The sequence below is a fragment of the Bacillus sp. 11C genome (assembly GCF_055486375.1).
Genome location: NZ_JBUPVZ010000019.1, coordinates 43071 through 53363, shown reverse-complemented (window position 1 = coordinate 53363; position 10293 = coordinate 43071). Strand labels below are relative to the sequence as shown.

General features: G+C 38.2%; 15 protein-coding genes, 2 tRNA genes and 1 rRNA gene. 14 read left to right on the top strand and 4 right to left on the bottom strand.

Translation table 11 applies throughout. The features are described from left to right. The 3 genes from rrf to ACY3LV_RS19320 form a co-directional block, all read left to right on the top strand. A 5S ribosomal RNA gene (rrf, locus tag ACY3LV_RS19330) occupies positions 1-76 on the top strand; the annotation flags it as partial. Between the two features lie 44 nt (positions 77-120). Next, positions 121-195, top strand: a tRNA-Asn gene (locus tag ACY3LV_RS19325). Positions 196-197: 2 nt separating this feature from the next. Continuing rightward, positions 198-270, top strand: a tRNA-Thr gene (locus ACY3LV_RS19320). 106 nt (positions 271-376) lie between these two features. Here ACY3LV_RS19320 and ACY3LV_RS19315 read toward each other — a convergent pair. The 4 genes from ACY3LV_RS19315 to ACY3LV_RS19300 form a co-directional block, all read right to left on the bottom strand. Next, complete coding sequence (locus tag ACY3LV_RS19315; protein ID WP_464864338.1) at positions 377-1561, bottom strand: tyrosine-type recombinase/integrase; 1185 nt, start codon at positions 1559-1561, stop codon at positions 377-379. Then, positions 1548-2081 (bottom strand): ImmA/IrrE family metallo-endopeptidase, encoded by a 534-nt coding sequence (locus ACY3LV_RS19310; protein ID WP_464864337.1) that lies wholly within the window; start codon positions 2079-2081, stop codon positions 1548-1550. Before ACY3LV_RS19310 ends, ACY3LV_RS19315 begins: the two co-directional genes overlap by 14 nt. Before the next feature lie 80 nt (positions 2082-2161). Beyond that, entirely contained in the window at positions 2162-2767 is a 606-nt protein-coding gene (locus ACY3LV_RS19305; RefSeq protein ID WP_003325899.1) for a hypothetical protein, read from the bottom strand. Between the two features lie 231 nt (positions 2768-2998). Further along, entirely contained in the window at positions 2999-3325 is a 327-nt protein-coding gene (locus ACY3LV_RS19300; protein ID WP_019713074.1) for a helix-turn-helix domain-containing protein, read from the bottom strand. A 165-nt stretch (positions 3326-3490) separates the two neighbouring features. Here ACY3LV_RS19300 and ACY3LV_RS19295 point away from each other — a divergent pair, with 165 nt between their 5' ends. From ACY3LV_RS19295 to ACY3LV_RS19245, 11 genes are all read left to right on the top strand, one after another. Then, positions 3491-3739, top strand: coding sequence for a helix-turn-helix transcriptional regulator (locus ACY3LV_RS19295; RefSeq protein WP_019713075.1), 249 nt, complete (start codon positions 3491-3493; stop codon positions 3737-3739). Positions 3740-3754: 15 nt separating this feature from the next. Continuing rightward, positions 3755-3946, top strand: a complete 192-nt coding sequence (locus tag ACY3LV_RS19290; protein ID WP_019713076.1) for a helix-turn-helix domain-containing protein — start codon at positions 3755-3757, stop codon at positions 3944-3946. 64 nt (positions 3947-4010) lie between these two features. Continuing rightward, a complete protein-coding gene (locus ACY3LV_RS19285; RefSeq protein WP_014112367.1) occupies positions 4011-4544 on the top strand; it encodes a helix-turn-helix domain-containing protein in 534 nt (177 codons plus the stop codon). After that, positions 4534-4794, top strand: coding sequence for a hypothetical protein (locus ACY3LV_RS19280; RefSeq protein ID WP_044430518.1), 261 nt, complete (start codon positions 4534-4536; stop codon positions 4792-4794). The genes ACY3LV_RS19285 and ACY3LV_RS19280 overlap by 11 nt, the downstream gene beginning before the upstream one ends. After that, positions 4795-4959: a hypothetical protein gene (locus tag ACY3LV_RS19275; RefSeq protein WP_014112369.1), complete on the top strand. Its 165-nt coding sequence runs from the start codon at positions 4795-4797 to the stop codon at positions 4957-4959. Positions 4960-5378: 419 nt separating this feature from the next. Continuing rightward, complete coding sequence (locus ACY3LV_RS19270) at positions 5379-5564, top strand: hypothetical protein (RefSeq protein WP_017696744.1); 186 nt, start codon at positions 5379-5381, stop codon at positions 5562-5564. After that, positions 5561-7534: a hypothetical protein gene (locus tag ACY3LV_RS19265; RefSeq protein ID WP_464864336.1), complete on the top strand. Its 1974-nt coding sequence runs from the start codon at positions 5561-5563 to the stop codon at positions 7532-7534. The genes ACY3LV_RS19270 and ACY3LV_RS19265 overlap by 4 nt, the downstream gene beginning before the upstream one ends. Then, positions 7534-7758: a hypothetical protein gene (locus ACY3LV_RS19260; protein ID WP_017696746.1), complete on the top strand. Its 225-nt coding sequence runs from the start codon at positions 7534-7536 to the stop codon at positions 7756-7758. Before ACY3LV_RS19265 ends, ACY3LV_RS19260 begins: the two co-directional genes overlap by 1 nt. Next, a complete protein-coding gene (locus ACY3LV_RS19255) occupies positions 7751-8632 on the top strand; it encodes a recombinase RecT (RefSeq protein WP_264240472.1) in 882 nt (293 codons plus the stop codon). Before ACY3LV_RS19260 ends, ACY3LV_RS19255 begins: the two co-directional genes overlap by 8 nt. Then, on the top strand, positions 8629-9330 hold the full coding sequence (locus tag ACY3LV_RS19250; RefSeq protein ID WP_264240470.1) for an MBL fold metallo-hydrolase: 702 nt from the start codon (positions 8629-8631) through the stop codon (positions 9328-9330). Before ACY3LV_RS19255 ends, ACY3LV_RS19250 begins: the two co-directional genes overlap by 4 nt. Before the next feature lie 204 nt (positions 9331-9534). Continuing rightward, positions 9535-10293: a hypothetical protein gene (locus ACY3LV_RS19245; protein ID WP_464864335.1), complete on the top strand. Its 759-nt coding sequence runs from the start codon at positions 9535-9537 to the stop codon at positions 10291-10293.

Genomic DNA, 10293 nt, shown 5'->3' with positions numbered 1-10293 from the left:
CGAACACGGAAGTTAAGCTCTTCAGCGCCGATGGTAGTCGGGGGTTTCCCCCTGTGAGAGTAGGACGCCGCCAAGCAGTTTTGTTATTTCTACCATGTTTGTTTATGAAGCTTATATTATTCCGCAGTAGCTCAGTGGTAGAGCTATCGGCTGTTAACCGATCGGTCGTAGGTTCGAATCCTACCTGCGGAGCCATTGCTTCCATAGCTCAGCAGGTAGAGCACTTCCATGGTAAGGAAGAGGTCAGCGGTTCGAGCCCGCTTGGAAGCTTATCTAAAATACGTTGATCTTATGCAGTTTCCGCGAGATATGGAACTGTTATTTTTTTTGTCTAAAATATGTGGGTGTCATACGGGTGGCAAATTAGAGTATTTCTCTAAAATGTCCCCGTTTTTAATATATTATTGATTGCATCAGCAACTAAAATATCTGACTCACGGTTAGCGTGAGTGTAAATATTCAATGTGGTTTGGACGTTAGCATGGCCAAGCCTCTGAGAAATAGCTTTAATGTTTAATCCAGGTACTTTCCCAATTTGATTTATTAACATTGTTGCGTGTGAGTGTCTCATATCATGAAGACGTCCTGGCTTAATATTGTGCCTCTTAGTGAATCTCTGCCACCAAGTATTAGGTGAGGTTGGATACTGGGGTTGCCCCATATCCCCACCAAATAACAAAAGCTTATCTGTTCCTCTCCACAGTTCGCCCAACAGTAATTTATTCTTCTTGATCTCTCGTAGCAAAATAGCTGCTTCATGCATTATATCAGGCGGCATCGTAACTTTACGGAAAGAGTTACTTTTAGGATCTTTAAACCGATAACCTTTCTTCTTTGTATATTGTAAAGACTCATCAATTCTGACTTCATTAGTATCAAAAAATAAATCTGTTTCATCGATTGCCAATAGTTCACCTCTACGAAATCCACCAGTAAAAGCAAACTTAATCATAACTCTGTTCCTCAATGGAGCGTGTTCATCTAATAACATAAAGATTTCCTTTATTTCTTCTTCAGTATAAATTTCATATTCATTGTATTTTTGTTTTGGCCGCTTTACGTTTTCAGCAGGGTTTTCTTTTATAATTTTCCACTCAGCTGCTCTTCCTAAGATATCTCTAATGATTCGATATCTTGCATGAATGCTTGACGTTGAGACATCATTTTCCCGTTGATATTCTTCTAAGAAATTTAATATGTGAATCGGCTGAATCTCGTCTAAGTACATGTCTCCAAAATAGGGTTGTATTTCTTTCCCCATAATATATTCATAAGTTTCACGAGTTTTATCATCGAGATGATCTAGGGCGTATTTTTTCTCCCAGTCCTCTATGAACATATTGAATGTTCGTTTGTGTGGTGTGATATAAGCGCCGGCTTCAACTTCTGTTTTGAATTTATACCATTCACTCTCCAAGTAATTGCGCAGCTTTTTAGTGGTTTTTAATAAAGCTGGATCCTCTATTCTAATTGTTTTGACCTTTCTTTTACGCTTGCTCTTTGTACCGATATCAACAACTAATCGAAATGACTTTTCGCCTCTTTTTTCAATTGTTGGCATATAAAATTCTCTCCCTTTCTTTATTCTTTTGAATCATAAATGATTGGTACTTAAAGCTGAATAACTTACGGAAGTACATATCCAATCTTTTTTCCGCAAAAGGATGAGTAACCTGAAAAAGATCAGATATGAGACTTATAGATTCCCGCTTGGTTGCCGGTAATTTAATGTTTTTCAGCATAAAGCTAGGTACAGCAAAGTGATACATAAATGCATTTGCTTGATTCTCCTGTAATTCTCTAAAAAGTGGGGGTAATTTGTATTGAACACCCACATGATTTATGTGATGGCACAGTTCATGGGAAAAGTCTTCCCATTGCTTTTTTTTGGATAATCGTGAATCAAGAATAATGCAAGCCATTCCCAGCAGTTTTACTGCTACAGATGAACGATTTTTGTAATGGACTATTATTTTTAACCTATCTGCAATTAGTTCCAAGTCCCATGAACCAGGCTCTGTAATACCGATGCCGGTGTAAATTGTTTGTATTCTTTCCTCAAGAAGTGATAAATGATACAAGGTAAAGCCTCCTACTAACGAAATGCAAACTTATGTTCGGTTTTGATTTCTAAAGAAAAGCCCCAAAATAGGGCTTCTTTTTAATGCTCTAAGTTAATTTTTAAATCAAGATCGTCATCTAAAGCATGTGCGTCCTCATCAACCGGAAGATTGAATCTCAGCCGAATTGAATCTAAATCTTTTATATCCTCTTCGTTTTCAAAAATATAAAAGACGGATCCACTATCATTTACTTTCCCCACATACTCTCCAAGAAACTTTTCATTTTCGCTAGTAGATGCCTCATCGATTTGTACCCCATTGCTTGTTGCTAATTTTGCATCATCTAGGCCGAAATAAACTACTTTATCTGATGTATTTTCCGCTTCAAGTTGAACCTCAATAAAAGGTGTTTGTTCGTTGGCCACAGCTGCAATTACTTTTTTTACAGTTACTTGCATCGGGCCAGTTTTCGCAGTGGCTTCTTTATTGCTGATGGCCATTACTTTCGCTGTACCGCTCTCAATTTCATATACATCCCCAACTTTTTCAGGTCCATTAGTAGAGATGTCTTGGCTTTCTGATGTGTTGGTATCAGTTGTATTGTTTGTGTCTACTGATGATGTAGAAGACTCTTCACTATTTTTGCATGCTGCTAGCAATATCAGTGAAGTGATTAATAGTAAAGTCCCCAATTTTTTAAACAATTTAAGTTCCCCTTTTTACTCCAGTTAAGTTTTCTTTATCTTTCATTTAACTCAATTAATGTTAAACAGTTTGTTTTACAGTGTGCACCTTTCATAAACCCTTGATATATCTATGTTTTTAGGGGGTGCAAAAAGTTTTATTTAACACTTAGACTTCTTTTTATTAAACAAATGTTTAACGAATGTTTTACCAGAAGAAGAATTAAAGAATTAAGAATAAAGAATAGCTGCTTACTGTTCGTCAAACTCTTTTTTCAAAAGATAATACAGTAGCTCTTTAGCTTGTTCTTTCGAGATCTTACCATCACGACCAGCTATTAAGGTTTCAGGATCATTTAAAATTTCATCGAGATCAATTTGTGCATCTGTGCCTTTAAGAAGAAAATCAGTTGATACACCTAAAATGGTGCTTAATTTAGTAAGGGTTTTTAAATCAGGTTCAGCCTTACCGATTTCATATTTTCCATACCCTTGTCTCGTAATTCCTAAGAAATCTGCCATTTGTTGCTGGCTATATCCTTTGGAGGTACGGCATTTTTTTAAACGTTCTCCAAACATAGTAGGTTCCTCACTTTATTGGCCTTTGACATTTATTATATAGAAACAATTAGTTTCGTAAACGAAAGGAAACAAAAAGTTTCATAAAAGTGTTGACAGAAACTATAGGTTTCTTTTATTATTAACAGCGTAGAAACAAACAGTTTACAAAAAGGAGGTGATGATTTGAAAAAGACATCTGCTCTTACTCAATATTTAATTAAAGCTAGAAAAGACCGGAACCTTAGTCAAAAACAAGTTGCTGATCTATCTAAAGCTGGAATAACCAGTCAATACTATGGTTTGATTGAGAGAGGTGAGAGACAACCATCACCTTCTGTAGCTATGAAACTTGCTCCGGTACTAGGTCTTGATTGGACTATTTTTTTTGAACAGGATGTAAACCACAGGTTGCATAATCAAGATTCTGCTTAAATGGAGGTATTTACATTGAATCGAACTGCTTTAACCCCTCAAGAAGCCGCAGACTTTTTGGGGGTTCACAAGGAAACAATTTATATCATGGTTAGAAATGGTCAGATCCCTCATTTCAAAGTTAGAAAGAAAATTTTCTTTCGAGTTGATTCTCTTAATGAGTGGATCAAACTACAGGAGCAAAACAGCATGAAAGAGTTAGCATAACCGCTTCTAACTAAAGTTTACCAATTGCAAGCGAAAAATTTGGTAGAAAAAGGAGAGGTTTAAAGTGAAATTTGGTAGAGCACCGAAAGCACTAAAAAGCGCTCGTAAAGAGGCGGAACTTACACAACAGCAGTTATCTATGGACGATGAATTATTTCTTTCTCGTGAATCTGTATCTCATCAGGAATGCGGCCGCCACAAAGTTCAGCCGGAGGTGGCCCAGTATTTTGCTGAGAAACATAATGATCCGCGTCCTGCTCTTGAAGCTGCTTCTGATTATACAGGGTGGGGACCTTTAATCCTGGACGGGGAAACAGCCGATTTGCACAGGGTGAATCTTCTTGTTCAATCCAAGATACAAATGACAGAAGCCTTGGACGCCTTACAAAATTCAGTTGAACATATCTCAGTCAATCCCAAAACATTGTCAGATACAAAAATGATTGAGAAATCGATTCAGGAATGTTTAGACGTCATAACAGCTTTAACTCAACTAATCGTTGTTCTCTGTAAGGAATATTCGATTTCGTGGGTCAAGATGTGGGGCAAGCATAAAATGAAGCTTTTAACGAGGGGGTTAATCAAAGGTGCTTCTTGAGGACATGGTTTTGAAACAACATTCTAATTCAGCAAGGCGAGAACAAATATTTATTGAGGAATACTCAAAGCTTTTGATCAGTGATGTTGCTAACGGAGATATAAAAAAGGCGAACGAAAGGATTAATGAACTTCGCAAATCTGTAAAACAACTAGATCACTACATAAAATCCAAGCGAGACTTCGATCGCATTGTAGAAGTTATACCATCAAAAGATTTTTTTGAAAAAAAATTAGAGGGGATGATTTAAATGAAATTTGTATTATCTGCAAGCCGATTAATGAAAGCTTCTGAGGTTGTGAATCATTGTCGGGAAGTAAAGAGGAATCCAGCACAGATTCTTCTGGTGAATGCCGAGGCGAAGAAGGCTATTGAAAATATAAAAAAGCAGCAAGCTCCTACACTCACTGCTTAAGGAAAATATAAAACGTTATGAAAGTATTATATCGCTCTTTATTGAGCACGGCAAGCTTGTTCTTGTCGTCAGGCCAGGGGGAGATCTTTTTTATCCATCCTAAACCCCCTTTATTTTACCACCATCTTCTCTCTGGTCTGACGATGCGTACAAGCATCAGAAAGGAGGGTTTTCGGTGTATTACCTGGTTATTCCGCCAAGGAAGTGCCCTAATTGCGGAAAGGTCGAAGAACAATCTTACAAAATTTATTGCAGCAAATGTGAACACAAAATTCCTGATAGCGTTCAGGAACTACTTCAAAAAGCGAAATAAAAAAAGCTCGCTTTGCAGAGCGAGCCGTAGAAGGTGTTACAAACTTTGGTATTGATAGTGTACTGTATCACCTTCCAAAAATCAAATCTTTGGAGGTCTTTGACAAATGAATGAAGTTTTTTACACTGAGCCATTTAGTGATCATCGTCGCGATCAAATTAATCTTACCACTGTAGGTGGATCAATTTCCTATGATCTTAAGGGGAATCCATGTTTTCACTTCCCGACAGCTGAGGCGCGAAATGAGTATCTTTCTCGCAAGTTTAAAGAGAAAGGACGTGAAGCCAAATGAAAAAGGAAATTAAACTGCTCAAATTAGAACTTCGAAATTTTAAGGGGATTAGACATTTTACTCTTGATACTCAAGGCGAGAACGTCAAGGTCTTCGGTGATAATGCGACAGGAAAAACAACTTTGTTTGATGCTTTTATTTGGCTCTTATTCGATAAGGACAGCCAAAACAAAAAAGATTTTCAGATTAAAACTCTCACAAAAGAAAACAAGCCTATTAGCGGACTGAATCATGAAGTCAGCGGCTTGTTTTTGGTAGATGGTGCTGAATTATCTTTGAAAAAGGTGTACTCCGAGAAGTGGACTAAAAAGCGGAGTAGTGCTGAAGCCGTATTCTCTGGCCATACCACTGATTATTTTATTAACGAAGTACCATCAAAGAAAAAAGAGTTTAATGATCGAGTCAGCTCAATTATTGAAGAAGATAAATTCAAACTTATTACTTCCCCATCATTCTTCAATGAGCAATTGAAATGGCAAGACAGACGGAAGATTTTACTTGAGATCAGTGGCGATGTAACAGCCGAGGAAGTATTCAGTAAAAACCCTTCTGTGGCTGCCCTGGAAAGCATCTTAAAGAAACGGTCGCTTGAAGAGCATAGAAAGGTGATCGCGGGAAAACAGCGTGAAATAAATAAACAGCTCGATGCAATACCGGTAAGAATCGATGAAGTCCAGCGCACAGTCGAAGATACATCTGGTCTAGATGAACAAGAATTACATGACGAGATAAATTTTCTTCAAAAAGAAGTTGAGTCATTGGAGGAGAAACTTCGTTCAGCTCGTAATGGTGAAGCTATTTCTGAGAAGAGGAAAGTAATTCTCCAGCTGCAGAATGATCTTCAGGAAATTAAAAATGGTCATCAGGAAAAAGAATACAAAAAGATCAATGAGATTAAAGAGCAGCTATACCCTGTGAAAAGCAAGATTGATGAAATTTCAATGGAGATTAAATCGAATCAGCGGCAGTTATCACTTGAAAAAGACAATTTGGATCGATTAAATACGGAAATCGAGTCGCTGCGCCAGAGTTGGTGCGACAAGAATGAGGAGACGTTTGATCAACATCAAACTGAATGCCCTACATGCGGCCAAGAATTACCGAAAGAAAAAATTGATCAAGCCATTGAAAAATTCAATTTTCATAAAAGCCAAGCTTTAGCTGAAATCAATGAAAAAGGCAAGTCGGTTAAGAGTCAAAAAGAAAAGTCTGAGGATGCTATTCAGGAATTAGAAGCTGCAATATCTAATTTGCAGGATGCCTATAAGAGTGAAGAAGAGACTTTATTATCACTTGAAAAAGAATTAGAGGGCGCGCAAAGCAATAGATCAGATATTTCAGCGGATCCAATTTATCAAAATAAACAAGCTGAAATTGAGGCCGTCCGGAATGAAATTCAGCATTTAGAATCTTCCGTAGATCAAGCCGTTCAATTGATTAAGGATGATATCAACAGTAGAAAACAAGAGATTTTGCTGCTTCAAAAAGATCAAGCAAAAATTGATCACGCAAGGCATGTTAATGATCGGGTAAGGAAGCTTGAGCAGGAACAAAAAGAGTTAGCAGAACAATATGAACAGCTACAACATCAACTCTTTTTGACTGAAGAATTTGTTCGCACTAAGGTGCATCTCCTCGAAGAGAAGATAAACAGTAAGTTTAAATATGCTCGTTTCAAGCTCTTCAAGGACCAGATCAACGGGGGACTGGAAGAGACATGTGAAACCCTTTATGAAGGTGTGCCGTATTCGTCCGGCTTAAACAATGCTGCACGTATTAACGTTGGCTTAGACATCATTAATACCCTTAATGATTACTACGGAATCACTGCTCCCATTTTCGTTGATAACTCTGAAGCGGTGACGAAATTGATCAACACAAATTCACAGATCCTCAGTCTGATTGTTTCCGAGAAAGATAAACAGCTTCGTGTTGAGTTTCAAGACGAACTCGTTCAGGAGGCAATCTAATGGGAGCCTATTACATTATCGAACATGTTGAGACCAAAACTACTAAATCGTTAATTGTTGCTGACAGCGCACAGGATGCTTACAGATGTCTTGAACGTGGCTATTATGACGAGTTTGACAGTGAAATCAAAGTTGAAACTCATGTAAGTGTCAAAGAAGCATGTACTCCAAGGGAGAAGCAACTATTATTGACTGCGCCACAAGAGGGGGATTCAAATGAATAGCCAGAATCAATTGGCAATTATTCAAAAAGATATAACTGATGATGTGAACAAAAGTTTAACCAGATTGCAGGACGATGGTTTAGTCCTGCCTTCTAACTATAACGCAAGTAATGCTTTAAAAAGTGCTTTTTTTAAACTGCAAGAAGTAAGAGATAAAAACGGAAAGCCAGCATTGGAAGTGTGTTCTAGGGAATCAATAGCTAACTCTTTGTTAGATATGGTTGTTCAAGGTTTAAGTCCAGCAAAGACACAGTGCTACTTCATAGTTTATGGAAATCAACTACAACTTAACCGTTCTTATTTTGGAACACAAGCTGTGCTTAAACGGCTGACCAATGTCAAGGATATTTGGTCAAACGTAATTTTTGATGGTGATGTATTCGATTACGAGATTGTGGGCGGACGCGAAAAGCTACTTAAGCATGAAACCAAATTCCAGAACAGAGACAACGAAATTTTAGGGGCTTATGCAGTTATAAAAACAATAGAAGATGAAGAAATATTAACTGTTATGACGCGTAAAGAAATTGAAACTTCATGGACTCAAGCGAAAACAAAGAGCGTTCAAAACAAGTTTCCTCAGGAAATGGCCAAAAGAACTGTTATCAATCGTGCCGCAAAATCTTTTATAAACACAAGTGATGACAGCGATTTACTTGTACAGGCGATTAATAATTCAACAGAAAATGAATATGACAACGAACGTGTAGATGTAACTCCAGCCGAAGTACAGAAGCAAATTGAGGAAAACGCAAATACAGAGATTATCGATATTGAGCCAATTCCGGATCCATCAACAGAACAGCCAGAGTCCCAACCAACAAAAAAAGATGAGAAGCCCTCAGTCTTTGAATCGGACGGACCAGATTTTTGATTGAAATTACAGCCCTGTCATCGAGTAGTAAGGGGAATTGCTATCGGGTCACCGATGGTAAGACCCCACTTCTTTTGGAATGCGGCATCAACTTTAAACAAATGCAGAAGGGGTTTCAGTATAAAATTTCTCAATTCGCTGGCTGCCTTGTTTCTCATGAGCATGGGGATCACTGCAAAGCAATTAAGGATGTTCTGAAAGCCGGCATTGATTGTTACATGTCTCCTGGGACGGCCGGGGCAATTGGCATTTCTCATCACAGAATAAAGCCTGTGCGCGCTAAACAGCCGTTTAAAGTTGGTTCTTGGTCTATTATGCCCTTTGACGTGCAGCACGATGTGGCGGAGCCATATGGCTTCCTGTTGGCTAATGAGGACGGTGACAAGCTTCTGTTTGCCACTGATACCTATTACATCAAATACAAGTTTCCAGGACTCACTCACATTATGGTGGAATGCAATTACTCGAATGAAATACTGAATGAAAACATCGAAAGCGGCCGTACACCGCCATTTATGAAAAGACGACTCTTACAGTCGCACTTCAGTTTAGAAAACGTAAAAGAGTTTTTGAAGGCAAATGACTTGAGCAGGGTTCAGGAAATTTGGCTGCTGCATCTTTCTGAATCAAACAGCGACGAGGAGCTTTTTAAAGAAGACATCATGAAATTGACTGGAAAGGTTGTTTATATACCATGACTGACAATGACTTAATTGCTGTTCCTTACCCTTATTGTTATGTGTCATTGGCCAAGACAGTGGCCCCAGATATGCGTAAGGACACACTACTAATGTACGTTTCAACGTATTTTCGAAAATATGAACCCAATCTTACTCTTGTGACAATCAAAGGGTTAAAAGCTATCTGCAGAAAGAAATAGCGATGGAAAGGAGGCGAGGCCCTTGGCTGGATGGGTGAGGCTATATAAGTCAATGGTCGATCATGAGATCTTTACAGATAATGTCGGCTTTAGGTTGTTCACTTTCTTAATTGCCAAAGCTGCGTTTCAGGACGGTATGAAGATTAATGATTATGAATTAAAAAAAGGCCAGTATATCCGCTCATATTCAAAACTATGTGATGACTTAGCGATTAAAAAGGGCAGAGGTTTAACAAAATTCACAAGAGCCGCAGTCAAAGCTGCAGCTGAAAGGCTTCAGGCAAAAGGAATGATTACTGCAGAGGAAACTGAATACGGAATGCTTTGGACTGTATTAAATTATTCAAAATTCCAAGGTACTGCTGAAGAGCCTACATATGAAAATAAGGCTAAAGAAAAGCCAAAAGCACCTCAGCAGAAGGACGAGGGCTCGACTTCTTTCCAAAAAATCGAAGAAAAATTCACTTCGAGAAAAGGCTCTCTATTTTTATCTGCTGTAGATACAGCGGCAATCAAAAGAGTCATAGAGGCAGAGATACCTATCGACGATGTTTTGACTTGGATAGATGAAATTTTTGATCAATATAAACCTAAATATCCAGGAGACAAGATAAATTCTTTTTCTTACTGTGAACTAATTATTCGTGATAGATGGGTTGCTAAACAAAGCGAAAAACAGCCTTCTAATGTCTCAGAATTTAGGCCGCGAGGATCGATACAAGAAAAAAGCTTTGCTGCTCTCGAGGATTATGCTAGAGAGAACGGCATTAAGGTGAATTAG

Coding starts and splice junctions, on each gene's coding strand:
- ACY3LV_RS19260 (WP_017696746.1), top strand. CDS start 7,534: ATGGGAGCCTATTACATTATCGAACATGTTGAGACCAAAACTACTAAA.
- ACY3LV_RS19300 (WP_019713074.1), bottom strand. CDS start 3,325: ATGTTTGGAGAACGTTTAAAAAAATGCCGTACCTCCAAAGGATATAGC.
- ACY3LV_RS19275 (WP_014112369.1), top strand. CDS start 4,795: ATGAAATTTGTATTATCTGCAAGCCGATTAATGAAAGCTTCTGAGGTT.
- ACY3LV_RS19315 (WP_464864338.1), bottom strand. CDS start 1,561: ATGCCAACAATTGAAAAAAGAGGCGAAAAGTCATTTCGATTAGTTGTT.
- ACY3LV_RS19255 (WP_264240472.1), top strand. CDS start 7,751: ATGAATAGCCAGAATCAATTGGCAATTATTCAAAAAGATATAACTGAT.
- ACY3LV_RS19265 (WP_464864336.1), top strand. CDS start 5,561: ATGAAAAAGGAAATTAAACTGCTCAAATTAGAACTTCGAAATTTTAAG.
- ACY3LV_RS19270 (WP_017696744.1), top strand. CDS start 5,379: ATGAATGAAGTTTTTTACACTGAGCCATTTAGTGATCATCGTCGCGAT.